Annotated in this window: 26 protein-coding genes; 9 read left to right on the top strand and 17 right to left on the bottom strand. The window is 61.0% G+C overall.

All coding sequences use genetic code 11. The features are described 5' to 3' along the window. Positions 1-328 precede the first annotated feature (328 nt). From DFO46_RS06960 to DFO46_RS06950, 3 genes are all read left to right on the top strand, one after another. Positions 329-1,384, top strand: coding sequence for a phosphotransferase (locus DFO46_RS06960; RefSeq protein WP_120276797.1), 1,056 nt, complete (start codon positions 329-331; stop codon positions 1,382-1,384). Continuing rightward, positions 1,381-2,715, top strand: coding sequence for an aspartate aminotransferase family protein (locus tag DFO46_RS06955; protein WP_120276796.1), 1,335 nt, complete (start codon positions 1,381-1,383; stop codon positions 2,713-2,715). The genes DFO46_RS06960 and DFO46_RS06955 overlap by 4 nt, the downstream gene beginning before the upstream one ends. A 186-nt stretch (positions 2,716-2,901) precedes the next feature. After that, the gene (locus DFO46_RS06950; protein ID WP_110790523.1) at positions 2,902-3,558 is read left to right on the top strand and encodes a GntR family transcriptional regulator; all 657 of its coding nucleotides are present in this window, start codon (positions 2,902-2,904) and stop codon (positions 3,556-3,558) included. Positions 3,559-3,676: 118 nt separating this feature from the next. Here the strand turns inward: DFO46_RS06950 and DFO46_RS06945 are convergent, their stop codons facing one another. From DFO46_RS06945 to DFO46_RS06935, 3 genes are all read right to left on the bottom strand, one after another. Next, a complete protein-coding gene (locus DFO46_RS06945) occupies positions 3,677-4,297 on the bottom strand; it encodes a tyrosine-protein phosphatase (protein WP_120276795.1) in 621 nt (206 codons plus the stop codon). 258 nt (positions 4,298-4,555) lie between these two features. Beyond that, positions 4,556-4,993, bottom strand: a complete 438-nt coding sequence (locus DFO46_RS06940; protein ID WP_110790525.1) for a DUF1489 family protein — start codon at positions 4,991-4,993, stop codon at positions 4,556-4,558. A 265-nt stretch (positions 4,994-5,258) separates the two neighbouring features. Continuing rightward, a complete protein-coding gene (locus DFO46_RS06935) occupies positions 5,259-6,659 on the bottom strand; it encodes an L-serine ammonia-lyase (protein WP_120276794.1) in 1,401 nt (466 codons plus the stop codon). A gap of 592 nt (positions 6,660-7,251) precedes the next feature. On the opposite strand from DFO46_RS06935, the gene DFO46_RS06930 reads away from it, so the two are divergent. From DFO46_RS06930 to DFO46_RS06920, 3 genes are all read left to right on the top strand, one after another. Next, positions 7,252-7,944 (top strand): DUF599 family protein, encoded by a 693-nt coding sequence (locus DFO46_RS06930; protein WP_110790527.1) that lies wholly within the window; start codon positions 7,252-7,254, stop codon positions 7,942-7,944. Positions 7,945-8,075: 131 nt separating this feature from the next. Beyond that, positions 8,076-9,068: a heparan-alpha-glucosaminide N-acetyltransferase gene (locus tag DFO46_RS06925; protein WP_245422519.1), complete on the top strand. Its 993-nt coding sequence runs from the start codon at positions 8,076-8,078 to the stop codon at positions 9,066-9,068. Between the two features lie 14 nt (positions 9,069-9,082). Beyond that, positions 9,083-9,559, top strand: coding sequence for an isoprenylcysteine carboxylmethyltransferase family protein (locus tag DFO46_RS06920; RefSeq protein WP_120276793.1), 477 nt, complete (start codon positions 9,083-9,085; stop codon positions 9,557-9,559). Between the two features lie 30 nt (positions 9,560-9,589). Here the strand turns inward: DFO46_RS06920 and DFO46_RS06915 are convergent, their stop codons facing one another. Further along, positions 9,590-9,976, bottom strand: coding sequence for a MerR family DNA-binding transcriptional regulator (locus DFO46_RS06915; protein ID WP_110790529.1), 387 nt, complete (start codon positions 9,974-9,976; stop codon positions 9,590-9,592). A gap of 67 nt (positions 9,977-10,043) precedes the next feature. Beyond that, positions 10,044-11,456, bottom strand: a complete 1,413-nt coding sequence (mgtE, locus tag DFO46_RS06910; RefSeq protein WP_110790530.1) for a magnesium transporter — start codon at positions 11,454-11,456, stop codon at positions 10,044-10,046. A gap of 186 nt (positions 11,457-11,642) precedes the next feature. Here mgtE and DFO46_RS06905 point away from each other — a divergent pair, with 186 nt between their 5' ends. The 3 genes from DFO46_RS06905 (at position 11,643) to DFO46_RS06895 (ending at position 13,843) form a co-directional block, all read left to right on the top strand. Beyond that, positions 11,643-12,137 carry a peptide deformylase gene (locus tag DFO46_RS06905; RefSeq protein ID WP_120276792.1) on the top strand — a complete coding sequence of 165 codons (495 nt, stop codon included), beginning with the start codon at positions 11,643-11,645 and terminating at the stop codon, positions 12,135-12,137. 72 nt (positions 12,138-12,209) lie between these two features. Then, positions 12,210-12,710: a BON domain-containing protein gene (locus DFO46_RS06900; protein WP_120276791.1), complete on the top strand. Its 501-nt coding sequence runs from the start codon at positions 12,210-12,212 to the stop codon at positions 12,708-12,710. 254 nt (positions 12,711-12,964) lie between these two features. Continuing rightward, complete coding sequence (locus DFO46_RS06895) at positions 12,965-13,843, top strand: tyrosine-type recombinase/integrase (protein ID WP_120276790.1); 879 nt, start codon at positions 12,965-12,967, stop codon at positions 13,841-13,843. A 162-nt stretch (positions 13,844-14,005) separates the two neighbouring features. Here the strand turns inward: DFO46_RS06895 and DFO46_RS06890 are convergent, their stop codons facing one another. The 12 genes from DFO46_RS06890 to DFO46_RS06830 form a co-directional block, all read right to left on the bottom strand. Continuing rightward, entirely contained in the window at positions 14,006-15,103 is a 1,098-nt protein-coding gene (locus tag DFO46_RS06890; protein ID WP_120276789.1) for an acyltransferase, read from the bottom strand. A 310-nt stretch (positions 15,104-15,413) separates the two neighbouring features. Then, a complete protein-coding gene (locus DFO46_RS06880) occupies positions 15,414-15,764 on the bottom strand; it encodes a hypothetical protein (protein ID WP_120276787.1) in 351 nt (116 codons plus the stop codon). Between the two features lie 211 nt (positions 15,765-15,975). Next, on the bottom strand, positions 15,976-16,425 hold the full coding sequence (locus tag DFO46_RS06875; RefSeq protein ID WP_120276786.1) for a hypothetical protein: 450 nt from the start codon (positions 16,423-16,425) through the stop codon (positions 15,976-15,978). Beyond that, positions 16,425-16,745 carry a hypothetical protein gene (locus DFO46_RS06870; protein WP_120276785.1) on the bottom strand — a complete coding sequence of 107 codons (321 nt, stop codon included), beginning with the start codon at positions 16,743-16,745 and terminating at the stop codon, positions 16,425-16,427. The genes DFO46_RS06875 and DFO46_RS06870 overlap by 1 nt, the downstream gene beginning before the upstream one ends. Then, the gene (locus DFO46_RS06865; RefSeq protein WP_120276784.1) at positions 16,742-18,433 is read right to left on the bottom strand and encodes a hypothetical protein; all 1,692 of its coding nucleotides are present in this window, start codon (positions 18,431-18,433) and stop codon (positions 16,742-16,744) included. The genes DFO46_RS06870 and DFO46_RS06865 overlap by 4 nt, the downstream gene beginning before the upstream one ends. A gap of 11 nt (positions 18,434-18,444) precedes the next feature. Further along, complete coding sequence (locus DFO46_RS06860) at positions 18,445-18,882, bottom strand: hypothetical protein (RefSeq protein WP_120276783.1); 438 nt, start codon at positions 18,880-18,882, stop codon at positions 18,445-18,447. A gap of 57 nt (positions 18,883-18,939) precedes the next feature. Then, positions 18,940-19,149: a hypothetical protein gene (locus DFO46_RS06855; protein WP_120276782.1), complete on the bottom strand. Its 210-nt coding sequence runs from the start codon at positions 19,147-19,149 to the stop codon at positions 18,940-18,942. Between the two features lie 2 nt (positions 19,150-19,151). Continuing rightward, positions 19,152-19,721, bottom strand: coding sequence for a hypothetical protein (locus tag DFO46_RS06850; RefSeq protein ID WP_183041854.1), 570 nt, complete (start codon positions 19,719-19,721; stop codon positions 19,152-19,154). A gap of 54 nt (positions 19,722-19,775) precedes the next feature. Then, positions 19,776-21,974 carry a hypothetical protein gene (locus tag DFO46_RS06845; RefSeq protein ID WP_120276781.1) on the bottom strand — a complete coding sequence of 733 codons (2,199 nt, stop codon included), beginning with the start codon at positions 21,972-21,974 and terminating at the stop codon, positions 19,776-19,778. 50 nt (positions 21,975-22,024) lie between these two features. Continuing rightward, positions 22,025-24,202 carry a phage tail protein gene (locus DFO46_RS06840; protein ID WP_183041853.1) on the bottom strand — a complete coding sequence of 726 codons (2,178 nt, stop codon included), beginning with the start codon at positions 24,200-24,202 and terminating at the stop codon, positions 22,025-22,027. After that, a complete protein-coding gene (locus DFO46_RS06835; protein ID WP_120276779.1) occupies positions 24,199-24,600 on the bottom strand; it encodes a hypothetical protein in 402 nt (133 codons plus the stop codon). Before DFO46_RS06835 ends, DFO46_RS06840 begins: the two co-directional genes overlap by 4 nt. Continuing rightward, positions 24,597-25,178 (bottom strand): transcriptional regulator, encoded by a 582-nt coding sequence (locus DFO46_RS06830; protein ID WP_120276778.1) that lies wholly within the window; start codon positions 25,176-25,178, stop codon positions 24,597-24,599. The genes DFO46_RS06835 and DFO46_RS06830 overlap by 4 nt, the downstream gene beginning before the upstream one ends. Between the last annotated feature and the right edge of the window lie 4 nt (positions 25,179-25,182).

Below are 25,182 nucleotides of genomic sequence, written 5' to 3'. Positions count from 1 at the left end.
GGCACTGACTGACCGGCCTGCGCCGCAACTGCCACTGACGCTCCCACTGCACTTCCAGGTTCGGAATGAATTCCCTGCATAAGATCCCCAAGAGTCTGCGTGCCGCCGTTAATTTCGAGCAGCTTATTTTGTGATATGGTATACCGAACATAATTTCCGTCGGGCGTCAACTGCCTTTGCCGATGACTTCACCCGGACCTTTTTGGTGGTTTTACTCCATCGCGACACCTAAACGGGGGCCATACAGGCCGCCTTGCAGGTGTGTCATGATATATGATATATCATCTTTACGTGACGATTGGTTCACCCAGAGACAGGAGTACGAAACATGAATGACCTTGAGCGCGTGTTGCGTCCCAGGGACTCTCTGACAACCACATCCGTTGCGATGACCCTCGACGAAGCGGTTTCCGTCAGTTCAGAGCACTACGGCCTCAAGGTTGCCGCCAAGGCGCTCAAAAGCGAACGAGATCAGAACTTTATGCTGATGATCGATGGTCGCCCGAAATTTCTGCTCAAGGTCGCCAATGCGGCCGAAGCCCGATCCACAATCGACTTCCGGGTCGGCGCGATGCGACACCTGGAACAGGTCGCGCCCGACCTTCCGATCCAGCGGGTCATCCGCACCCTTGGCGGAACAGATATTTTCCCGTGGAGCGATGTCGAGGGTCAAACACGCTTTTGCTACATGCTGAGTTATCTCGACGGCGTCCCCATGACCGGGGATGTGACAAGCGCCGAACAGCAGACCGGCCTGGGCCTGACGGCCGCGAAGATGGGCCAGGCGCTGTCCGGCTTCCGCCACCCGGGCGCCGGCCACGAATTGCTCTGGGACCTCAAACACGCGGCGAAATTGCGCGCCTATCTCCCTATGACCGAAGACCCCCTCCACCGGAGCCTCGCCTCCGACGCGCTTGATCGTTTTGAGTCCATTGCGCTCGCTCCACTGCGTCACCAGGTCATTCACAATGACCTCAATCCGCACAATGTGCTCGTCTCGCCCGAAACGGGCGCCATCGCGGGCGTGATCGATTTTGGTGACATGGTAGAGAGCCCGCTGGCTTGCGATATCGCGGTGGCATGTTCCTATCTTTTTGCGAACGGCACCGAGCCTCTTGCGCCGTTGTGCCGGTTTCTAGCCGCCTACCGGTCTGTGATGCCCTTGCACCCAGACGAGGTTGCAGCGCTTCCTGTGCTGCTTGCAACCCGCCTGGCGATGACGGTCATCATCACAAACTGGCGCGCCTCCCAATACCCCGAAAACCGGGACTATATCTTGCGAAACCAGAAAAGCGCTGTGGCGGGCCTGCTGGCTCTCGCCGCCCTGCCCGCCGATCAGGTCGATCAGAAATTCCACCGCGCGTCACAGGGAGAACTGGCATGAGTGGATCTCAAGCAATGATCAATGCGTTCGACCCGGCGAAGGCCGAAAGGCTGGATGACCGTGACCGCGAAACCGTCGCGAAACGGGACAGGCTGCTCGGGCCTTCGTACCGGCTCTTCTACGACCAGCCATTTCACCCGGTTTCTGCGCAGGGGGTCTGGCTGCACGATGCGCATGGCCAGCGCTTTCTCGACGCCTACAACAATGTGCCGTCTGTCGGACACTGCCACCCCCGCGTGATCGAGGCCGTGACGAAGCAGATGTCGATCCTGAACACGCATACGCGTTATCTCAGTGACGGCGTTCTGGACTTTGCCGAATGGCTTCTGGATCTCTTCCCCTCAGCGCTCGACAGGGTCATGTTCACCTGCACCGGAAGCGAGGCGAATGATCTGGCCATTCGGGTTGCCAAGAATGCCACAGGCGGCAGCGGCATCATCATCACCCGGTTGGCCTACCATGGGGTCACCGAAACGATCGCCGGCCTGTCGCCGTCTCTCGGGTTGGGCGTGCCGCCCGGTCGTGATGTCTTTGCAGTCGACGCTCCCCTTGATCCGCGGCAAGGCCGCGATGTCGCCGCAGCCTTCGCCTTGGGCGTGGAGGGCGCCCTGGCCGAGATGCGGCGCCAGGGCGTGCGCCCAGCGGCGCTGTTGGTTGACACCATCTTTTCCAGCGACGGCATATTCTCAGACCCGCCGGGCTTCCTCGCCCCGGCAGTCAAGCTGTTCCGTGAGGCGGGGGGCCTCTTCATCGCCGACGAAGTTCAGGCGGGTTTTGGCCGAACCGGCGACCGTTTCTGGGGCTTTCAGCGCCACGAACTAACCCCGGATATCGTGACGATGGGCAAGCCGATGGGAAATGGATATCCTGTCGCAGCCATGGTGTCGCGCCGCGACCTGTTGGACGATTTCGGCAGAAAGTCGCGCTACTTCAACACCTTTGGCGGCAGCAACGTCGCGATGGCCGCTGCCACGGCGGTTCTTGACATTATCCGGGATGAAGGACTGGTGGAAAATGCCAGGACTACAGGAGACCATCTCCGCAACGGGCTCATCGCCTTGTCGCAGAGCCATCCGATCATAGGCTCAGTGCGCGGCGCAGGTCTTTTCATTGGCGTCGAATTGCTTCGGGGCGGTTCCATCGACAGGCCCGCCTCGCAGGAGACAGCGGCCGTGGTGAACGGCCTCAGGGAGCGCAACATTCTGATCAGCGCATCGGGACCCAATGCCAATGTCTTGAAGATCAGGCCACCTCTGCCATTCGGTATTGCCGAGGCCGACCTGTTGCTCAGCACGCTTGACAGCGTCCTGCAAACCATACCAGTCGCTTAGAAAATGCGGGTTTGGGCCATGTCGATCACGGACATGCCGGCCGGAGACGATGAACGGATCGACCTGTGTCGGCCAAAGTTCTCCGGCTGGTTCGCTCCGTATGCCATGGATTGAACTCTTCGGAGTTGATGGACCGGCATCTTTAGTTCAAGTTGTCCCTCTTTTGGGTCTCGTCGGAAGAACTGAATGCTGAAACTCACCCACGAAACACTGAACGATAGGGCTTATGCCGCACTACGGCAGGGGCTGATCTCGGGAACCTTCAATCCCGGGCAAACGCTGGTGATCCGCAAGCTGGCAGACCTGTACGGGATCTCGACGACGCCGATTCGCGAGGCTTTGCAGCGGCTGGTTGCAGAGCGTGCGCTCGAGATGAAAGACAATCGCTCGATTATCGTGCCCCTGCTTTCTGACGCCGCCTTTGGCGAACTGACCGATCTCCGCATCGCGGTCGAGGGCACCGCCGGCGAAAGAGCGGCCTCTCGCATGCCGGCGGCGGGTCTGGCAGAAATTCAAGTCTTGCTGTCGGGAATGGATCGCGCCGTGAGAGCCGGTGATTCCGCGTCTTACCTGGCGATGAACGAAGCCTTTCATTTCGCCATTTACAACCATGCCAAAGCGCCGATCATGCTCAACATCATCCAGGATCTCTGGGGCCGTGTCGGGCCATACCTGAACTTGCTGATGCAATCCGATGCCTACATCCCGCAATCGAATGACGCGCATCGCAAAATCGTTGCAGCACTGGAGCAAGGCGACGGATTCGCTGTTCGAACCTACATCGAAGAGGATATTCGGATGGCTGCGGTCGTTTTGTCCGCAAAGCTAAAAGAGATGGTTTGACGGGGTGTATCCGTGACGCGACTTGTCGTCATGGCCGGGCCAAATCCACCCCTTGCCGGAAAAAGATATCGGAGTGCGAACCGCAGGACTTGCCAGCTGACAAGCGCAGATCTCCTGATCAACTGTCGAGGCCGATGACCTTTTCCAGCCTCTCCCAGGTGTCGTCCATTGCATACGCCGCAAGGAAGGGCAGATTGATGTGGCCGTAGATCGGCGAGAGCTGCCATTCGGCCACCTCCTCGTCGACACCCGCGACCTGCTGCAAAAAGATGACGGAGGCGAGACCGGTGCGATCGGCGCCGGACAGGCAGTGGACGAGGATCGGCTGCTCGGCGGTCTTGAGCAAAGTCAGCAGCTCCTGGGTCCGCTCCGGCGTCAGGTCCTTGCGCGCCGACATGCCGAAATCGACATGCGTCGCGCCATGCGCTTCGGTCGCCCGCAATTCGTCGTCATACCAGCTCTTGCCCGTGCTTGCGCCGCGCAGGTTGATCACGGTCTTGATCTTGTAGCGGTCGATCTCCTCGCCCAGGCGCGCGCCAGACAGCTGGGCAGACCGGTAGAAGCGCCCCGGGATGACTTCGTGGAAATTGCCCGAGAGAATGAGAATGCCGACATAGGCGCCAAAGAGAGCGGCAGCACCGGTGATCGAAAGACCGACGCGCAACACGATCTTTTGCCAGCGCGGCCGCGGCCGCACGGATCCCTCGGCGGTCTGGCCAATATCGTCACGTCTGCCCATCAAAATCCCCAACACCCCAACAGCCTCTCCCGCGATCGGCCATGACGCTGAATTCGGACCTTTCGATGGCCGATGGTCCGGCACACTTATCTGCAAAGGCCGCCCTCACCCGCTGCAAACGACAGCGGCCGGCAAGACGCTACAGAAGGAACACAACAGCAGTGTATCTGTCTGCGATCCCCCCCGAGGTCCTGAGACGGTAGCCCCGGAGGCTGGCGCATCACACGATGTGCCGGAGCGGACCGCGTGTGTGTGAACTCACAGCAGTCCGAGTTCGGCCAGTTCCCGCTTCAGGTCGTCGGGCATATCCTCGATATTGGCGCCCGACGCCGAGAGGTCGCGCGGGGCGACATCGGCATCGAGATAACGCCAGCCCTGGAAGGGCCGACGCGGTGCAGGCGCCACTTCGATGACCTCGGGGCCGAGGATCAGCTCGCAACGCGAGATGCCGTCGCCGCCGGTGAAGGTCTTGATGTCGAGGAGCTTCTGCCGAGCCGAAAGCTGGCCCTTGATAATCCAGTAGAGCGAACCGCCGTCGAGCAATTCGTCCATGCGCTTAGGCACCATGCGGGTGACATGCGAGGAATGCGGCTCCATGCCCGCCGCGACAGCGACGAGGCAGCGTTCGGCGACCCAGTCGCGCAGGTCGTCGATGGAGTCGGCTCCGACGCAGAGTTTGAGGAGATGCAGTGCCATGCTCTCCGGGATAGCGGGTCTGACCTCAGGGTCAAGGGCAAGGGTGTCGCAGGCGAGCGGTGCTCAACAGTTTAGAGGGAGAAAGGGCGGCTGTTCGTCATCCTCGGGCTTGTCCCGAGGATCCGCCGAGGGCGGCCATTCGCAGGACGACGGCTGGGTATGCGACGTCCGACGTCGAGCCAGTGGCAGACGCTGTAGATCCTCGGGACAAGCCCGAGGATGACGACAGAGGCGTTTCAGGACAAAAGCAAAGCCCCTGCCCGCGTCAACACTCCACGACGTTGACGGCCAGCCCGCCGAGCGAGGTTTCCTTGTATTTCTCGTTCATGTCATTGCCGGTCTGGCGCATGGTCTCTATGGCGGCGTCGAGCGGCACGAAATGCTGGCCGTCCCCCTTCAGCGCCAGCGAGGCGGCGGTGACGGCTTTCACGGCGCCGAGCGCGTTGCGCTCGATACACGGCACCTGGACGAGGCCGGCGACCGGATCGCAGGTCATGCCGAGATGGTGCTCAAGCGCAATTTCCGCGGCATTCTCGATCTGCTCCGGCGTGCCGCCCATCACGGCCGCGAGCCCTGCGGCGGCCATGGCGGAGGCCGAGCCGACTTCGCCCTGACAGCCGACTTCGGCTCCCGAAATCGAGGCATTGTGCTTGATGATCCCGCCGATGGCGGCCGCCGTCAGAAGGTAATCGCGAATGCCCTCCTGGTCGGCATCGGGATGGAAGTGCAGGTAGTAACGAATGGTGGCGGGCACGACGCCGGCCGCTCCATTGGTCGGCGAAGTCACGACACGGCCACCGGCCGCATTTTCCTCGTTGACGGCCATGGCATAGACAGACAGCCAGTCATTGGCGAGAACCGGATTCAGCCGGTTGGAGCGCCATTCCTCCTGCAGCTGGTCGTGGATCGACTTGGCCCGGCGGCGCACCTTCAGGCCGCCCGGAAGCTGCCCCTCCTGGCGCAATCCGCGATCGATGCAGCTTAGCATCGCATCCCAGATCCGGTCGAGGCCGGCATCAAGATCCTCGCGCGAGCGCACCACTTCCTCATTCGCCCGTTTCATCTGGGCGATGGTCAAGCCGGAGGATGCGGCCATGGCCAGCATTTCCTTCGCCGAAGCGAAGGGATAGGGCACCTTCTGGCTGGACGTCTGCTTCTTCTGCTTCTGCAAGGCCAGCAGTTCGGTGTCCGTCACCACGAAACCGCCGCCGATCGAATAGTAGATCTGGGTGAGCAGGACGCGGCCGTCCTTGTCGAGCGCCGAAAGCCGCATGCCGTTGGCATGGCCGGAGAGCGGCGTCTTCTTGTCGTAGACGAGATCGTCCTTCGGCTGGAAGTGATAGGCGGGATGACCTGATGGCGTGACGCGGCCTGAACGTTCGACCTCGGCGATGATGCCGTCCATGCGATCGGGATCGATGCTGTCGGGCGCTTCCCCCATCAGCCCGATGATCACGGCATTGCCGGTTCCGTGGCCAATGCCGGTATAGGCAAGCGAGCCGTGCAGGCTGGCTTTCAGCGCCGCCACATGGGCGCCCGCCGGGCGCGGCCACTGGTCGGAGAGGATCAGGTCGAGAAACCGGTTGGCGGCCGTCATCGGACCCATGGTGTGGGAACTCGAGGGGCCGACGCCGATCTTGAACACGTCGAAAACCGAAAGAAACATGGGGCTCCTCGCATGCGGTCATGAAAGCGCAAAGGCTAGAGCATCGCCTAGCACGAATGCGCCTTGCAATCGACATCGGCTTTCATGGCCGCGACATGACTGAGATGGTGTCGGTGGTCCTCAAACGCAAACAGCGCGACCGAGACGATCGCGCTGTTTGGGATGCTTGCATGCGAGGTATCAGATGCTGCCGAACAGATAGGCCAGGCAAAGAACGCCGGCGAACCCCATCAGAGCACGAAATGTGACACCCCAACACGACTTCTGGAAACTGCTTTCCATGGAAACTCCAGATGAAGCCACGTGGTGTTTAAAGCCGTCCCCCGACCGCTTTATGGCCCATCATCTATTAAAATTTGGTCGGCTTCGCAACTGCAAAAATGGCAAAAGCATGGCGCATATTGCGACCCAGGCATGCGCCCTGCGCATGGATATGTGATATTTCAATGAGATAACGCCGCTAAAAGTTAACGGCAACACACCCCGCCCTGCCCCAATTCGGTCCAAAGCCTTGGGCCTTGGTTAATTTCCGTTGTGGACTGGGAGAAGGACGGGATAATGCCGCCTACGATCAGAAAGGGGATTCGTTTCCATGACCGTCGCCGACTATGCCGCCTTGGCGCTGTTTGCCCTGCTGTGGATCTCCTATTCCTGGATCACCGGCAGCCGACGCATCCTGTCGCGCACCAGCCTGACCAAAGCCATGGCAGAGCGGCGGCAGGAATGGATCCTCAATTCGCTTAACCGCGACCTGAAGATGATCGACACACAGATCATGGGCGGATTGCAGAACGGCACGGCATTTTTCGCCTCGACCACCATCTTCGCCATTGGCGGCTGCTTCGCTCTGCTGCGCGCAACCGAACAGGTGGACGCGATCCTCAAGGACATCCCCTTCATCATGCAGGGCGGTCGGGCGATCTTCGAACTCAAGGTCTGCGGTCTGATCGCGCTCTTTGCCTATTCCTTCTTCAAGTTCGGCTGGTCCTACCGGCTGTTCAACTATTGCACCATTCTGTTCGGTGCGATCCCGATGGCGGAAGAGGCCCGCCAGCATCCCGCCCGCGCGCGCGCCGCAGCAGAACGCACCATCCGGATGAACATCATCGCAGCCAGCCATTTCAACATGGGACTGCGGGCGATCTTCTACTCGATCGGTTATCTCGGCTGGTTCGTCAGCCCGTGGATCTTCATGCTGTCATCGGCCACCGTCTTTGTCGTGCTGATCAGACGCCAGTTCTTCTCCGAGGCTCGCCTCGCGCTGCTGGCCGACCCAGCCGATTGAGAGGGTAAGCCTGCTGGGGAGAACGGGGACAATGGCTTTGCGGCCATGAAATCGCCGCCTTTGGCGATGAGGCACCGCCTCGAACGCAGCCCGCATCAGACGCGGCGACCGACGACCAGAGAGGATGACGCGTGCCAGACAGCATTCCGGACAACGCCACTCCAGCCTCGGACAGCCCTCGCCCGAAGCATCGCCTGCTCTGGCTCGACGCCTTGCGCGGTCTGGCGCTCATCGCCATGGCGACCTATCACTTCAGCTGGGATCTCGAATTCTTCGGCTATCTGGCGCCGGGCACATCGACCGAAGGCTTCTTGCGAATCTACGCCCGCTCGATCGCTTCGACCTTCCTCTTTCTGGCGGGCTTCAGCCTGGTGCTTGCCCACTATCCAACGCTGCGGCTGAACGCTTTCATGCGCCGCTTCGCGGTCATCCTCGGTGCGGCCCTCGCGATTTCCGCAGCCACTTTTTGGTTCACGCCGGAGGGATGGATCTTCTTCGGCATCCTGCATTGCATCGCGCTCGCAAGCCTTATCGGGCTCTTGTTCCTGAGACTTCCGGTGATCGTGACACTGCTTGTCGCAGGGGCAGCACTGCTGCTGCCGGGTTTCTTCCGGTCGACAGCCTTCGACACACCGTTCCTCTGGTTTGCAGGCTTGTCGGAGAATTTGCCGCGTTCGAATGATTATGTCCCACTCTTTCCCTGGATCGGGGCGCTGCTGATCGGCATTGCGATTGCCCGTCTGCTGGTCGATCAGGGCCTGCTGCCGCGCCTGTCGCGCCTGCCGGATGGTCCCGCCTGGCTGCGTTGGGCCGGTCGGCATTCGCTGACCGTCTATCTGCTGCACCAGCCGGTGCTGATCGCACTGGTCTTTGCAGCGAGCCACATCATTCCGCCGCCGGCGCCGGATCCGATCGAATCCTATATCGGCAGCTGCGAGCCGGCCTGCCGGCAACAGGGCAACACGGCCGCCATCTGCCAGGCCTTCTGCGCCTGCACACTGGACAAGCTGCAGAGCCAGAACCTCCTCGATCCGCTCCAGTCTGGCGCAATCTTGCCGGATCAGGATGAACGTATCCTGGCACTGGCCTCCGAATGCACGGCCAAGGTCCAGACCACACCGTGACGGGGAAATTCATCATGAATGCCTACCGTGCGAAACCACTACGTTATCCCTGGCCGCCGCTGATCTACGGCGCCGCCGTCGCGCTGGCCCTGGCCGCCGACCGGCTGGTGGCACCGATGCCACTCGTCGCACCCAACCCGGTGCTTCTGCCGATCATCGGTTTCGCCTTGGCACTGCTGGCCGTCAGCCTCGACATCTGGGCCGTGAAGACGCTGATGGAGCGACAGACGGCGGTGCTCGGCACGGGCTGTGCCCGTCACCTCGTCACCTGCGGGCCGTTCCGCTTCTCGCGCAATCCGATCTATCTCGGATATACACTGCTGACGCTGTCGCTCGGCCTGATCAGCTCCAGCGCCTGGTTCCTGCCCGCAGCCCTTATCGCGGCAGTGACGGCACAATGGTCGATCATCCGTTGCGAGGAACAGCACCTCGAACAACGCTTCGGTTTCGACTACGAGTGTTATTGCAAGCGGACGCGCCGCTGGATCTGACGCACACGCGTCAGCATCCGGTCGCCGGGTTCAGGTGCCGACGCCGATTTCGACAAGCCGTGTCAGACAGGCTTCTTCGGCCTGGTCGAGTTCGGTCAGGGTTTCGTCGATGTCGCGGCGCTTCTGACGCAGGTCTTCGCGCTTCTCGTCGATCTTCTTCATCATCAGCTTGAGCTGACCGATCTCGCCGGGCGGCTCCTTGTAGACATGGACGATCTCGCGGATTTCGTTGATCGTGAAGCCGATACGCCGGCCACGCAGGATTTCCTGCAGCAGGCGCCGGTCGGCGGCCCGGTAGAGACGCGTGCGGCCGCGCCGCTCCGGATGAATGAGACCTTCGTCTTCGTAGAAGCGAAGCGTGCGCGTGGAAACGCCGAATTCCCGTGTCAGTTCTGTAATGCTATAATACTTCTTCACGTCTCGTCCGTCCCTATGCGAGGGGACATATTATTGACTTTTACGTACAAGTCAATTTTAGCCGTGGTTACATGAACCACCAGGTGGCCAGACCAAGGAACGAGAAGAAGCCGGTGGTGTCAGTGATGGCCGTGACGAAGACCGCCGAAGACACGGCCGGATCCGCGCCGGCGCGGCTGAGGATCATCGGGATCGTGATGCCGGCCATGGCGGCTGCGAACATATTGATGAGCATGGCCGTGGTGATCAGCCCGCCGATCGAGACGTCCTGAAACCAGAGCCCCGCGACCAGGCCGACCGTACAGCCGAACAGGATGCCGTTGATCAGACCGACACCCGCTTCGCGGCGCACGACGCGAAACGCGTTGTGAATGTCGAGATCGCGGGTGGCAAGCGCCCTGACGGTGACGGTCATGGTCTGCGAGCCGGCATTGCCCCCCATGCCAGCGACAATCGGCATCAGGATTGCAAGGGCGACGATCTGCTCGATGGTCGCCTCGAACAGCGAGATGACCGAGGCCGCCATGAAGGCCGTGACAAGGTTGATGGCAAGCCATGGCACGCGCGAACGCGAGATCGCGAACACGCTGTCCGACAGCTCTTCGTCACCGACGCCACCGAGGCGCAGCAAGTCTTCCTCCGCCTCTTCCTGGATCACGTCGACCACGTCGTCGATGGTGAGTACGCCGACGAGGCGTTCGTTTTCATCAACGACCGCAGCCGACAGAAGGTCGTATTGCTCGAAGACCTGCGCCGCCTCTTCCTGGTCCATTTCGGCCGGAATCGGATGGTTCGTCTCGTGCATGATCGATTCGATCTTCACCTGCCGCTTGGTGCGCAGGATGGCATCGAGCTTTACCGCCCCGAGCAGCTTGAAGGTCGGATCGATGACGAAGATCTGGGTAAAACTCTCCGGCAGATCCTCTTCGTCGCGCATGTAGTCGATCGTCTGGCCGACCGTCCAGAACGGTGGCACCGCGACGAATTCCGTCTGCATGCGGCGACCGGCGGAGCTTTCCGGATAGTCGAGCGCACGGCGCAGGCGCACCCGCTCGGTAAACGGCAGCTGCGCGAGGATCTCTTCCCGGTCCTCGTCGTCGAGGTCTTCGAGAATGTAGACGGCATCGTCCGAATCGAGATCGCCGATGGCAGCGGCGATCTGCTCGTTCGGCATCTGGTCGACGATCTGCATGCGGATCGCTTCGTCGACCTCGGTCAGCGCCGTCATGTCGAAATCGTCGCCGAGCAGGCGGATCATCGCCAGACGCTGGTCTGGCTGGATCGCCTCGATCAGGTCGCCGAGTTCCGATTCGTGCAGCTTCGACACGTGCTGGCGCAGAAACAGCACGTCGCGATCGGCAATTGCCGCTCCGACCATCGTCAGGAAGTCGTGACGGATATAGCCTTCGTCGTCATAAATGTCGGCCTGGACCTCATCGGCCACCGGGCGGTCGAGGATATCCCCTTCGGTCTCAGTCATCTGCCCACCCTCGCCTGCTTTGAAGCCTCGGTTCGCCGTTCGGGAGAATGGCGGCAAAAATACTCATGTCAACAATCAGATAGCTGAAAGACGCAATGGCTGTGCAAAGCCCGCCGCTTGCTGATAGCGTGAGACATGCAGCCGGTCCAGCCGACCGCGCAGAGCCAACCGCCGAAAGCCTGAAACGTGACATTGCTCGCCATCCGCAGATATCCCGACCCCGCCCTCAAGACGCCCTGCGCCCCTGTCACGACCTTCGACGAAGCGCTGGCGATGCAGCTCGACGATCTCTACCAAACGATGAAAGCGGCCCCCGGCGTCGGCATCACGGCGACCCATTGCGGCATGTTCGACCGCCTCGTGGTGCTCGACCTGCCCGAGCTCGGCGGACGGCGCGATTTCGTCAATCCGGAGATCCTGCAGGTGTCCGAGGAGACCATGGCCCATGTCGAAGGCAGCGTTTCCATGCCGGGCTTCACCGAAGAAGTGACCCGCCCGCGCCGCATCACCCTGCGCTACCAGACCGCAAACGGCACAACCACGGAGGAGAACTTCGACGGCTTTGCCGCCATCTGCCTGCAGCACGAAGTCGACCAGTTGGACGGCATCTTCTGGATCCAGCGGCTTTCCCGCCTGAAACGCGAGCGCCTGCTGAAGAAATGGAACAGGGCCGCCCGCTGAGCCTCGCCTCCAAGCGAACAAAACACCGGCCAAGGCGTTGACCTGCATCTTTGATGATGAAGGAGCCATTCCATGGCCAAGGACGACCGCAAGACCAATTTTTCCACCGAAGAAGAATTCCGCGACGACGATCAGCGCAATATCGTTGACGGCTGGCCTTATGCCGACGGCGAAGGCGCAACAGCCGCTCCCGTGGCAAATCGCGGCTATGGCGAGACGAGCGCCAATTTCGATCAGGAGCGCAACGGTGGCTTTCGCGTCGACGAGGTCAATGCAGACGGTTTCGAACCGCAGCCGGCAAATCCGGTACTCCCGACCACGGATGGCCGCGAGGACGACGACCAGCTCGAATCGGATATCGCCACCGCCCTGGAAACCTTCGACGACGATCTCCTCAACGGCCTCGACATCCATGTCGACGGCCACACCGTCACGCTTCTCGGCGCCGTCGACACACCGGAGGAAAGCCGCGCGATCGAGCTCAAGGTGCTCGGCGTCGCAGGCGTGAGCAAAGTGAAGAACTTCATCACGACGCTCGGCGTGGATAGCCACATTCCTGACGATGGGGATTGAGGGATCGAAGCAAAATGCTGAGCAAAAACAAAAAACCCGACGCAAGCGCCGGGTTTTTTTGGTGCGGTCGAGAAGACTGGCAGAAACCCGAATGATCCTTGTTTTCCGGCCCAATGCTGTCCCATGCAGCTTGCGAGCGCCGCCCATAGAAATCAACCGGTTATCTGATCGGTGTCCCACGAAATTCTCCACAGAATTCGTCCCCTGTGGATAGAGCCCTCACCTTCCCCCGCCATGATGACCGGAGATATCAAATGGAGATGTTTCGCACGCTCGCGCCCGCCCCGCTCAGCACACCGCCGTGCACCTCCTCCTGCACCTTCAGTAAGGCCTCAGCGAGCTATTTGGAAAACGGTGGCGATGGACGCTACCTGCCTCAGATCATACAGCAGCTCGGCGCCAGGGCGCTGACGTCCATCTTCCCGTTTGATGTGAAGAAACTGGCACTCGATCTCTATCCGACCCAGCAGAACGCGACGCGAAATCGTTGTGTGATCACTCCGGTTCGAGCCGTTTTCTATCATGCCTACGATCGAGGATGGGGGCCAGCCATACGCCTCAGGAACCTCAAGGAGGAAACCCCGAAAAGGAAGAAGGCAGCATCGCAAGCATGGCTGCACGCTTTCGTTCGGCAATGTGCAAAGGATGGGCTACACCATCTTGCTGCGCTCATCCTGTTCATGAGCCAAACTGGAGCGCGGATTTCCGAAGCGCTCGAACTCCGATGGAGCGAGGTTGATCTGATCAACAGGACGGCATTGCTGCTAAAGACCAAGACCGGACAGAATTCCACCAGGTTCCTCACCGACCAGATGATCAGTCGGCTCTATGCACTGCAGGAGGGGATGAAGCAGGATGATCGCGTCTTCCGCTACAGGAACCGCCATTCCGTGAATGAGCGCATCGCGGCAGTCTGCCAGCGTGCTCAGATCATCTACAAGCCGACGCACACCTGCGGTCGACATGCCTTCGCGAATATTGCTCTGTCCATGGGCGTGGACGTGAAGTCGGCGATGGATGCGGGAGGGTGGAAAAGCACCGCGGTCTTTCTCGGCGCCTATGCCAATCCCCGCAACGCCGGCCGGGTGGTGGCCGAGCGGCTAAATGTCTATCAATACGACGCAGATCTGTAGGGGGTTTTGGTCCCTCCGGGCCTACCAATTTTCTTAGATATCAAAGCCATTTACTCAGTGGTTAGCCATGTCTGTTCCCGTTGTTTTCCGGCGAACCGGCGAACCATTGATCTTGTCCGCCGGAGGCTGGGTCGAGAGCCTCGCATTATAAATCACGTGATTTTAGAGATCGTGTTGCCTGATCTTGTTGCGCCATACCCGCATCGGACGTTCGACAACATTGTACATGATGAACGACATGCCCATGGAGATGACCACGGCACCCCAGAAGTACTCAGGGCCAATCGCCCCTGGGAGCATTGCCGTTAAGGTGACGATAACGATGTAGTGATTCAGGTAGAGCGCATACGAGAGATCACCCATCCATGAGTCCCATCGTCTCGAAATGGGAAAATTCCGTACCTGGTCCAGGACCACGACTGAGAGAACAATGGCATAAAACGCGGCGATGCCAAGCAAGCCATGAAACGGTATTGATGCCGGCTCGCGCATGACGTTTACGCCGGCGATGATTTCTGCCGCAGGTACGGCAGAAAGGAATAGGTTGATGACCATGAGGACAAGGTATCCCCACCCCTTCCGACGCCCGTAGATAGAAACCCCCAGCAAGAACGTTGGAGCGTGAACCAGGATTGCATTCAGGCTGCCTTGCCACGCTGCATATGCATAAAAAGTGCCTGCAGCTATCGCGCAAAATGCGATCCAGGGCTGCCCCAAGCGTGGGCGCCATCCGATCAGCACTGCCAGAACGAGATAAAAAACCACCTCGACCCGAACTGCCCAAATGTAGTGGACAAAGAAGTAAGGCGTGCCATCCAATTTGAACGCATCGAAATAGACAAAGGATGGAACGACAGTCAGCAGGTTCTGCCCAATATTGTTCACGTCGAATAAATTGGGAGGGAGATCGGAATATCCTTCGAACGCGATGCCAAGCTGCAGTCGCCCCACCGAGAGAAGGATTAAATGCGCTGAAAACGATAGCGCAAGCGCCGCCATATAAGCGGGCATGATTTTGAGAGATCTGTTCGCTATGAAGGCCATAGGTCGCCCGGAATACCAACGATCTGCAGCTTCAAAGAGAATCGAACCGGACAGAACGAAAAAGCCAAGCACTGCAGCAGAGCCAATATGGATACTCCGTGACCAGGCCGGAATTGCCGAATATGCATCCAGAAACCAGGCATGGTTGAAGACCACCAGCAGAGCCAGGATCAACCTAAACACACCAAAGTAGCGATATTCAGCATCCTCAACCATGATGACTTGCTACCGAAATTGACACGTGGAAACAAGCTGCATCCACTCCCGGCTTCATGCAAAACCACGCCGATGAAGCGCTTTCAACACCTGATCCGTACCTCCTGGCTACCCGCGCCCCTGCGCTCGCCCGTGCGCTTGTTCTCGATCACCCACGTCACCACATAGCGCCATACACGCTTCGGCTCTAGGCAAGGAGGCGTTCCCGTCGCCAAGGCTGGCTGGTGCTGCGCCTCGTCTTCATGGGTCTGCGGCAATGCGGCCAGTGACGTCGAGGCCATCAACAGGAGCAATATCGCGCTGCGCATCATCACACCCGCCCCACCAGCCATTTCAGCATGCTGACGATGTTGGTCCAGCTGCCATAGACCCAGCCGGCAACAGCCAGGATGACCCAGCCGAATCGCAAGAGCTTCTGCCCCAGCCAGCCGGCGCCTTCTGCCTTTTTCTTGAAGTCCTGGTATTCGTTCAGCGTCACGGCCTGGCCATTCACGCTGTCTTCGAGAGAGCCCAGCCGATGCGTCAACACGGCAAGATCGCGGCCCTGCTGGTTCAGCTTGTCGTGAAGGTCGCGCCCTCGTCGAGACCCCTCGCTCGCAATCGTGTCGAGACGATCGCTCATCATTTCCAGCTGCTTCATGATCAGGCCTAGACCATCCATGCGTCACTCCCCCGCCAAAGCCCTGATCACAGCCGCCTGCGCGGTCGATTGCATCACGCAGGCGTCGAGCCGCCGGCGGTTTTCGGCCAGATGTGCCCACTGCACCTCTAGAGGCGCGTGCCGTGGTATCGCCGTCTTGCCTTCCGGCACGGCCAGAAGAGCGGACGAAACCACCGGCCTCGGTGTTTGAACCAGGGCGCCGGGCGAGCGATCAACGGGTGGCGTTCCACACGCGGTCAGGCAGATCGCAATGGCTGCGATCCACCCCAGTCTTCTGATCTTCATCCCGTTGCTCCCTCATCGCCGCCTCGAAAGCCGCCGCCCGCAGGCGGTCGTTCTTTCGGAAAATCTCCACCGACATGTCAGCCGCATTGATCTCCGCCTGCAGCGCCGCCGCAGCCTTGGCGGCCTCGTCCTCAGCCTTGGCCCGCGCCGCCTGCCACAGCTGCCGTTCGACAAAGGCGCCCGCTTCGCGCCCCTCCGCCCGCGCCTTTGCCGCCACAACGGCGACACGCCCGGCCGTGAGGTCGCCGAGAACAGGAACCGAGACCAGATAGGGAATGCGCGCAAAGCCCGGCAGGCCCTCGTAATAGATGAGCCCGCCAAGCGCGATCAGCACCGGAAGCGGCAGCAGCCGCAGGAGCGCGAGGATGGCTGCCATCACAGCCGCGCTCTGACCGTCAGAAACCCGGAGTCATAAATCCGCGACTCTTTTCCGACGGGCGCAACGGCCAGCTGATAATAATAACGGCCGGGTGCCAGGCCGGCAGTCTCCAGCTTTGTGAGCGTAATCAGGGCCGTTGATGCCTCGATCGAGACGATCATGCCGGATGCGTCGCGATCAAGCAGCACGGAGCTGCTGTCGCTCGCCGCCAGCCTCCATTCGATCGTGGCGCCCGCAAGATCTTCTTTCGCGCCGAACTCGTCCACGATGATGAAGAACAGACCGAAGCCATAACCCCTGTCGATCACTCTGCTCATGTCGGTCGCCTTGCTATGAATCTGGATACCGAGGGCGCCTGCGCCGTGTGCGGAGCATCCGCCGGCCGCCGCCCCGTTTCATTGAAGGGAAAATCACGCGGGCGAACGGCCCGGCGTACAAGCGGTGCAGGCGCCCGCGCCGTCAATTGCACCCGCTTGTCGACGACCGACCCATGATAGGTCAGCATCGCCAGCCCGCCGGTCATGCCAATCGCGGCACCCAACGCCTGCAACAGCCGATTGACCAGCAGCCGGGCCGATGCTGACTGGAGCAACAGGGTTGATGTCGTTCCAACCAGACGGCGCCCCTGCAACAACCGTGCCGTCGACCCAGCGAGAACAAGACCTGCAGCGGCTCCAACAAGCACATAGCCGCGCCGAAGATTGGCCGCGCCGCCGGCAAGCGTCAGTGTGCCGCCCGATGCCACCATGCGACGGCCGATCCGCAGACTTGCCACCGCACCGGATAGCCCGATCGATGTCGATGCGCCGACGAGGCGATACCCCTTGCGAAGTATCGCGTTGGTGCCCGCAAGCGCCAACGGCTGAGCTTCAGCCACAAGCCGCCTTGATACGCGCAACGCGGCGCTGGACGCGGCAAGCGCGAGGCCTGCCCCCGCGCCCCCTAGCAAATAACCGCGCCGCAGCACGGCCGAGCCGCCCGTCAGGGAAAGCGATGCGCCAGATGCCGCAATGCGAAATCCGCGCCGAAGATTGGCCGCTCCGCCGGCAAGCGTGAGTGCGCTGCCAGAGGCCACCAACCGCCGACCGACCAGCAATCTCGCCGCCGCACCGGACAACCCGACCGAGACCGCATCACCGACCAGGCGATACCCCTTGAGAAGCACCGCGCTCGCACCAGCCAGCGCCAGGGACTGCCCCTCGCCAACAAGCCGCCTTGACACGCGCAACGCAGCGCCGGACGTGGAGAGTGCAAGCTCTGCCGCCGTGACGCCGAGCACATAACCGCGCCGCAACACGGCCGAGCCCGAGCTCAGGGCAAGTGATGCACCGGACGCTGTCAGCATCCGGGAAACCTTCAGCGCCGCAGCGCCGCCGACAAGCGAAAGCGCACCGCCGTTTCCCGTCAACACATAAGAGGTCGACACGGCCGCCCGGATCTCGATCGAATGCGACCGCCAGCCGGACGACGTGCCCCCCACGCTGGCGGTGCGTGAGGTAAAATTGCCGGTCGGCCCGGCCAGATAGAAGGCCGCCGCCTCGTCCGTGGCGTCGGAAACGGCAGCCAGTTCCGTCAGGCCCGAAGGAATGGTCGTGATCGCCACATCGGCGGAGCGGTGGCCGCCAAAACACAGGATCAGGCTGGAGCCATCCGTGCGCTGCGGCGTCAGGCTCGGATAGGTGATCGTCGTCGACGATCCGGTCGAAAGATTGACCGCGCCGAACAGGGTGGTCAGGTCCACCCCGCGTAACACGATCAGGATGAGGCTGGTCGCGTTGGTGAAAGTCCCGACCGTCTCGCTGCCGGAGGCGGCATATTTGCCGCACACGGTCGCCGAACAGGTGTTTGATCCGCCGCCATTGGCTTCGGTATAGCCGGCCGGAATCGTCGGCCGCGTGGTCGAGCCATCGCGAAAGGCAAAGACAACGAAAGCATCGCCTGCCTGATGCGCCGGCGGCGTCGCCGTGTTGGTGCCGACCGCCGTGCCGACGATGCTGATGGCCACGATTGATCGCCTCAGGTCAGGGTGATGATACTTGTACCCAGATCAAGGGTGAATTGCTCGCCATCGCCAACGGTGATCGACGATCCATAATCCCAGTATCCGATCAGCGGATCGACCGGAGATGTCGGTGTGTCGTTGTACAATACGACATAGCGGAACGGCCCGACCGAGCCGCCGGAAGCGACGAAGGTCTCATCGATCGCCGCCAGGGCGCCGACACCAGCACTTTCGATATAGGTGACGCTATCCAGCGCCAGCCCCCCGCCCGCGCCGCCGGTATAGCCGCCGGCGGTCGAGATCTGCGTGATATCCGCCAGAACCGTATGCGTCGCAGCATTCGGAGCGGTATTGGTGAAGGCGATTTTCAAGGTCGCGGAAGAGAAGTTGTGAACCCCCTTGCCGAGCTGCTCCTTGAAATCCTGATACAGGGTAAAGGACGATGTGGGCATGGATGATCTCCGTCGATTTGGGAATATTGAGTGGACTGCAGTCCGTGTCTGGAAAACTCAGCGCTCCACCGGCGGCTGCGGCTTGACCATGCCGGTCAGCCCATCGCGCACGCCGTTGATCAAAAGCTTGGCGATGGTCAGCCCGGCCACGATCTTCAGCGAGGTCTCCGCGCTGAAAAACGCGGTCCAGTCCACGTCGTGCAGGCCGACGATCAGGATGATGATCACGTTGATGATGTTGTGCAGAAGATTGGTGTTGAGTGTCATGGTCAGGCCTCCAGCGCCTGGTAGAAGCGCCAGCCCTTGGCGCCGATCTCTTCTGCCCTGTCGGTGCCGTTGATGATGCGGCGGGCATTGACCCAGTCGGCAAGCTCGCCGCTGAAATAGTCGGAAAGCTTGCGGCCGGTAAACATGCCCCTGGTCATGCCGAGGATCAGGATGTTGACCGCCGTCGGCAGATCCAGCGCCTTGTCCGGATCCTTCTCCAGCCCGAACTTTTCGTAATTGTCGAAGCCGGTGATCTGCACGAAGCCGCGCCCGCGATAGAGATAGCCGTCGCCATCGGCCTCCGGCGTATTGCCCAGCTGTTCCGCCAGACGGCCGGTGTCGTATTTGTCGAAATACTTGCGCCCGCCATATTCGACGATCGGCTGCATGGTCCGGTCGGTCTCGTGAAACGTCGTGGCCAGCATATAGGCAAGCCACCTGAGATCGGTCAGGCCGGCCCGTTCGAAGCCGCCGGTGATCGCCTCGATGCCGTCCACCTGGCTTTGATTGAGCCCGCCGCTGAACAGCGAAACGCGCGCCTCCGCAAAAAATGCGGCACGGTTGATGGTCATGGTCATGTCCTCTGGATGGTGATGATGGCGCCATGCGCCGGAGATCGCCTGACGTCAGGCCTTGCCGCTGATATCGATGATGAGGGTGACGAGAATGTCCGATGTCGTCGGCGAAAGACTGCCATCGGTCACGGCTCGGATGGATATCCGCTCTCCCGCCTTGATCAGCACGCCACCGCCGGTCTGCGTCTTCCGGATCAGCTCCGCCAGTCCGCCAAGATCCGTTCGGGTCACGGCAAAGGTGGAAACCTTCGATGCGCCGATATAGGGCGCCACTTCGAACGAGCCTGCCGTCAGTGATTGTGAAAGCTTAACGCCAATGCCGACAATGCGCCCGGTCATCGGCATGCCGAAGTCGGTATCGCCAGCCCAGTTGATCGGGCGCACATAGAAGGGGTTGGCCGAAGCGGGCACGTTGTCCGCAGCAAACTGGAAGACCGCGACCGGCCCCCAGGAAAAATCTTCGAATGCGCCCTTGTTGTTACTTCCCGTAATATTCGAAACGCCGGTCGCAGCGATGATAAGCCCCGCTTCCGAAGCACCGGAAAGCGTGTTGTCGTAAAGCTCGATATCGGCCCCGGCGGAAACGTTGATGTGATAGTCGGTGCGCGTCGTGTTGCCGGAATCGTCGATCAGGTTATTGTCGCAGAGCTTGATATTCATGCTTGATCCGACAGCACCGCCGGCAATGACGATCGAAGAGCAGTCCGCCGTGCCGATCACCAGCGGCATGTTGCCGACATTGCGCATGGTATTGGCAGAAACGATGGCGCCCTTGACGGCCACCAGGCCAATCCCGTTCTTGGTTTTGGCGGCAGGATAGCCGCGCAGATTGCCCAGAACGCGATTGCCGATGAAGTGGATGTCGCGGGCATACTGGCCATAGTTCTCCGAGAAGAACGAACGCCGCACGTCGATGAAGGTGCAGCCATAGACGATGAAACCGCTCATCGCATGCGGGCCATACGTTGCGCTGTAGGCCGAGCTGTCCCAGCTGATGCCCATGGAATCGTCGACGGTATTGCCGAATGTCTCGGTATCGATGAGTTCGAAACGGCAGCCGATCACCCGGTGACCGCCCTCGTTGAGCGGGCGGCGGCCCAGATATTCATGTGTACCCGGCGTTGATCCGCGACGGGGATCGCGGTCATAGTTGCGCAGCTCGATCCCGGTTTCCCGGGCATCGTAGAACACGCAGCCGATCGCCGTCAGGTTGGCGCAATCGCGCCCCTTGATGCCGCTGTCGTTCATCCGCTCGAAGCGGCAATCAATGAACGTCCAGCTGTGAATGATATGACCGAGGAAGATGCTGACCGGATCGCCGAGAACGAAATTTTCCCGCGCGCCATCGAAACGAAGCCCCCGGAAGGTGATGCCGTCGGTCTCGTCCGCCGGCAGAAACATCGGAGTGGTCGTCGGACCCAGCTTCTTGAATCGGGCCTTGCCGAAAATCTCCGCATTGACCAGCGGCAACTGGACATTGCCGGTCACGAGATAGGCCATCTCGTCGCCGGGCGGGCACAGCATCACGTCGCCGTCGACAAGCGCGTTGAATGCCGCCTGCACGGCGGCCGTGTCATCGGTGCCCCATGTGACGCGCGGAACCCGCCCTGCAAGGCTTGTCGAAGCATTGGCGTTCAGCACGATATTGCTTGAGCTGCCCACGCTGACGATGGTCGCAAGAAGTGCGGTCCCTGCGGCCCCGGCGCCGGGAATCGAGATCTTCTTGTTGACGTCTGCAGCCGTGAAGTTGGCGCCAACCACGGTCACGAAGGCCTGACCGGCCGTGGTCGTCACGGGTGAGCTGCCATAGGTCACATTTGCCGCAACGTTCGAAAGCGTCGTGGATGCGTTGGCGCCAAGGGTCAGCTGCGTGCGGCTCGTCACGGCGGAAATGGTCGTCACGAGATCGCCGCCGGCAGCCCCGGCGCCCGGAACGACAATGGTTTTCCCGACATCCGACTGCCGGAATTCGCCAAAGGTCAACGTCAGCGAGGCTGATCCTGACGTGATGCTGAGGCCGCTGCGGAGATACTGCGTATCGGTCCATTTCCCGTCGCCGACAGCGCCATATTCCCGCAGGTTCTTCGTGGCCGACGTCGGAGCAGAGGCGACAAGCGCGCGGATTTCAGCCAGATCCGCCTCGATTTCCATGCCCCAGGTCTGGGCCTCGCCCATATCCGCGCCGCGCGGATTGCTGGCGATATCGAAGGGGTTGAAAACGTCCTGCGCAGGTTTGGTGAGCACCACCATCGGCGGTCTCCTTCTGGTTTATCGATGTCGGGAAAACAGGGGCCAATCCGTCAGGACTTGACGACGCTGTAACTCAGATAGGCGCTGGTCGAGCCGTCGCTGGTGACGGCGGAGATCCGCCAGTTGACCGTTCGTCCGCTGGCAATCGTGATGCTGTCGTTGAACGTGATGTTCTGTCCCGGCCGGGCATCCTGCTGTGATATGAGCGACCATGCGCCGAAGCTGCCGCTGGCATTGGTCTGCCGTTCCATCTTCAGCGAGGCCACGCGCGTTTCCGTATGTTTGGTCACGACGTTGATGCCGGCAGTCGATGGAGACGTTGATGCGCTGACCTGCGTCGGGACCGATGGCGTGGCATTGAATGCCGTCACGACAGTCTTGAAGTTGGGGGAATAGGAACTGCCTTCATCCACATTGAAGACGCGCACCCGCCCGTCCACCGTCTGCCCAAGATAATCTCCGGATGCATAGGCACAGATGGCCGAATTCGGTGCCGGCGTTTCCGCCATGCTTTGCCATGCGCCGGGAATGTCGCCACTGTAGACCCGGAAATTCGCCTCGGTATTGTCATAGGTCTGCGACGGCAGGCTGAAGCCGATGCGCAGTTCCTTGGCGCCTCCAGGATAGGTGATCTGGATGATTTCGCTTGGCGCATTGGGTGTGATCAGGTCGGACTGGTAGCCAAGCTCCGGAATGCTGTCCGGCGCATCCGCCTCGTCGACAGCAGGATTCCACACTGAAAGCGCAGGCCAGACCATGAACGGGATTTCGACGGACCCGTTTTCGTCGTCCACCCGTGGCGCATCCATGCGCACCCGCTCGACATCGCCGAGATCCGGTTCGGTGATATCGGCATACAGCAGCCCCCAGGCCGCAAGCCCCACCATGTTCGTGGTGATGGCGCCGCGTGCGGCCCGCGCCTGCGCAAAAAGCCGCCGCCCGATCCGTTGCGCCTGGCTGGCGGAGGGACAGAAGGGCAATTCGATATCGAAATATTTCGGCCCGTAGCGCTCGACTTCCGCGTCGATCCGCGCCCAGCCAATGCCGTCGAGGTTGATTTCCGCGATCTCGTACAGCCGCTCGGGAGAGTAATATTTGATCCGGCAGATATTCGGCAGGGAAACCGCTTCTGGACTGTCGGAACAATAGAAATCATACATGTCGTCGGGCGTGAACGAGATCTCCGCCTCAGGTGCGTCGTCGATGAACTCGAAATAGATCAGCCCGTTTTCATCAAGCCGGATTTCGAGGCCTGACGATTCCAGGAATTGCTTCATGGTCTCGCCGCGCTCGCTCTCCCAGGCCCACATACCCCAGAGACGCGACCGTTTCTCGGTGCCGGTTTTGGTGGCGACGAGCGCATCGGCCTCGGTGGCTGTTGCGCCGATTTTCTCCCAGTTGAACCGGGTGGAATCGAAACGCGGATCGCGGCGCAAGACATGGGCGCAGACCAGCGGACCGTTGTCGCTCCACTTCCACGTCGCCACATTCGTCGAAACCTGCGTCAGATCGCGCGGATCGAACACCTTGGCAGCCCGGCAGACCACTTCCGCCTCCGGCGTGCCGTTCTGGTAGAGGCTCAGATATTTGGGCTCGGTCAGTCCGGGATTGTAGAACAGGAGCTGCGACTGTGCGATGCCGCGCACCCGATGCGCCGAGGTCCAGCCCGAAGGCAGGATGGATGCAATCCCGGCCCACTGCGTCTCGTCGCCGGTCCCGAGTTTCACCAGCCAGTTGGCCCAGGAGCCACCCGATTTCGACCATGGCGGAGAGCTGACACTGCCGTCGCTTTCAACGGTCACTTCCCGCTGGCCAAGATAATATTGCTCGATCGCATCGATCGGCCCCTGCAGATGGCAGATCAGCCGCGCCCGCGTGCTCCCATTGGTATTGCCAAAGGCCTTCAGCCCGCCGACGCGCACCCGCCCCACGCCCTCGATCACGGAACTCTGCCCCGTCTCGAAATTGCTCTTTGCGTCCGATGGCTTGACGGCGCCGCCGCGCGCAGAGCGGCTAAGAAGACTGGAACCAAGGAAAAGGCCACCGGCGATGATCGCATTCGCCGCGATCGTCGCAATCGTGCCCGTCAGCGTCGCGGCAATGCCGGTGCTGGTCAGAAGAAATCCCTGGATCGCCGTTGCAATCAGCGAGACCGGATCAGCCGAAGCACTTGCGGCCATCGCCAGGTAAGACGCGCCGCAATGCAGGAGAAGTCGTGTCACCTTCATCGGATCGACCAGGCCTTCAGGATTGTGCGCGCACGCGGATGCAGCATGCGATAGCCCGCAGGCTCCGCCCGCCAGGCGAAGTAGCCGCCATCGAGAAAGATGCCGCCGCATTGTCCGTATTGATGGGTAAGGATCACGCCGATATCGCCCGCTTCGGTCTGTCCTGTCTCGAAGATTCCGGCTCGAGCAAGAACGTCATCCCAGAGCGAAAGCAGAGAGCCGGCAGCCGCGATCAGTGCATGAGCCTCGTCGCGACTCTTCCACTGCGGCATATGGAGCCGCTCGCCGCGAACAAGCTCGATCCAGCGCGCCACCCACATCGTGCAGTCGCTCTCGCCCCAGACCATCGGCTGGTCGGCCGCAGCATCCAGATAGGGTTTGAGGTCAGCAATGGTCATGACGCCTTGATCGTCTCCGTCACCTTGACGCCGACAAACTGCAATCCGAGATCACCGGGATAGCGCCGCTGTTGGTCCGCATCGGTCCAGGCCCCGCCGAACACGTAGTTCTGGCTTTGCCACAGCGTCTCGATCGCGAAGGAAACCGTGCGCAACCCGATGCCTTGGCTTTGCCGCTTCGGCGACGAGAGATAGCCGGGAAAAAGCTTCTTCATCCCGCCGGACCAGACCTCGCCCGTCTCTTGGTCGAACGCGCACCAGTAGAGATCGGCCGTCAAGCCCTCGATAGCGCGGGCCTGATCCTTCACCGAGCGCAGGAATTCGCTGTTCACGCCGGACAGAACGATATCCACCTTGGCCGCCTGCCCGAACCGCGGATCTTCCACCGCCGAGATCGACACGAGCTGCTGTCCGGAGGGATCGGACACCCCGCGCCATTCCCGCCCGCCGACCGTCTGGCGCCCGACCCCGTTATGCAGGCGCCAGATGCCGGACGGCAGCCCCAGATCCGCGAACCAGGCACGCGCAATGTGCGGGCGCCCCAGAAACGCCCGGTCTTCATCCGTGAAGATCGCCATGGAT

It is taken from the genome of Rhizobium sp. AG855, assembly GCF_003610655.1.
GTDB lineage: Bacteria > Pseudomonadota > Alphaproteobacteria > Rhizobiales > Rhizobiaceae > Allorhizobium > Allorhizobium wuzhouense.
This window is presented reverse-complemented; position numbering and strand designations above follow the sequence as displayed.

Bases quoted from the DNA above. Each gene is read 5' to 3' on its own strand.
- DFO46_RS06875 (WP_120276786.1), bottom strand. From the start codon at position 16,425: ATGGCAGCCATCCTCGCGCTCCTGCGGCTGCTGCCGCTTCCGGTGCTG.
- DFO46_RS06940 (WP_110790525.1), bottom strand. From the start codon at position 4,993: ATGGCACTGCATCTCCTCAAACTCTGCGTCGGAGCCGACTCCATCGAC.
- DFO46_RS06880 (WP_120276787.1), bottom strand. From the start codon at position 15,764: ATGGATGGTCTAGGCCTGATCATGAAGCAGCTGGAAATGATGAGCGAT.
- DFO46_RS06855 (WP_120276782.1), bottom strand. From the start codon at position 19,149: ATGACACTCAACACCAATCTTCTGCACAACATCATCAACGTGATCATC.
- DFO46_RS06900 (WP_120276791.1), top strand. From the start codon at position 12,210: ATGGCCAAGGACGACCGCAAGACCAATTTTTCCACCGAAGAAGAATTC.
- DFO46_RS06960 (WP_120276797.1), top strand. From the start codon at position 329: ATGAATGACCTTGAGCGCGTGTTGCGTCCCAGGGACTCTCTGACAACC.
- DFO46_RS06935 (WP_120276794.1), bottom strand. From the start codon at position 6,659: ATGTTTCTTTCGGTTTTCGACGTGTTCAAGATCGGCGTCGGCCCCTCG.
- DFO46_RS06930 (WP_110790527.1), top strand. From the start codon at position 7,252: ATGACCGTCGCCGACTATGCCGCCTTGGCGCTGTTTGCCCTGCTGTGG.
- DFO46_RS06895 (WP_120276790.1), top strand. From the start codon at position 12,965: ATGGAGATGTTTCGCACGCTCGCGCCCGCCCCGCTCAGCACACCGCCG.
- DFO46_RS06840 (WP_183041853.1), bottom strand. From the start codon at position 24,202: ATGAAGGTGACACGACTTCTCCTGCATTGCGGCGCGTCTTACCTGGCG.
- DFO46_RS06955 (WP_120276796.1), top strand. From the start codon at position 1,381: ATGAGTGGATCTCAAGCAATGATCAATGCGTTCGACCCGGCGAAGGCC.
- DFO46_RS06850 (WP_183041854.1), bottom strand. From the start codon at position 19,721: ATGACCATCAACCGTGCCGCATTTTTTGCGGAGGCGCGCGTTTCGCTG.
- DFO46_RS06920 (WP_120276793.1), top strand. From the start codon at position 9,083: ATGAATGCCTACCGTGCGAAACCACTACGTTATCCCTGGCCGCCGCTG.
- DFO46_RS06830 (WP_120276778.1), bottom strand. From the start codon at position 25,178: ATGGCGATCTTCACGGATGAAGACCGGGCGTTTCTGGGGCGCCCGCAC.
- DFO46_RS06845 (WP_120276781.1), bottom strand. From the start codon at position 21,974: ATGGTGGTGCTCACCAAACCTGCGCAGGACGTTTTCAACCCCTTCGAT.
- DFO46_RS06890 (WP_120276789.1), bottom strand. From the start codon at position 15,103: ATGGTTGAGGATGCTGAATATCGCTACTTTGGTGTGTTTAGGTTGATC.
- DFO46_RS06835 (WP_120276779.1), bottom strand. From the start codon at position 24,600: ATGACCATTGCTGACCTCAAACCCTATCTGGATGCTGCGGCCGACCAG.
- DFO46_RS06860 (WP_120276783.1), bottom strand. From the start codon at position 18,882: ATGCCCACATCGTCCTTTACCCTGTATCAGGATTTCAAGGAGCAGCTC.
- mgtE (WP_110790530.1), bottom strand. From the start codon at position 11,456: ATGACTGAGACCGAAGGGGATATCCTCGACCGCCCGGTGGCCGATGAG.
- DFO46_RS06950 (WP_110790523.1), top strand. From the start codon at position 2,902: ATGCTGAAACTCACCCACGAAACACTGAACGATAGGGCTTATGCCGCA.
- DFO46_RS06945 (WP_120276795.1), bottom strand. From the start codon at position 4,297: ATGGGCAGACGTGACGATATTGGCCAGACCGCCGAGGGATCCGTGCGG.
- DFO46_RS06870 (WP_120276785.1), bottom strand. From the start codon at position 16,745: ATGAGCAGAGTGATCGACAGGGGTTATGGCTTCGGTCTGTTCTTCATC.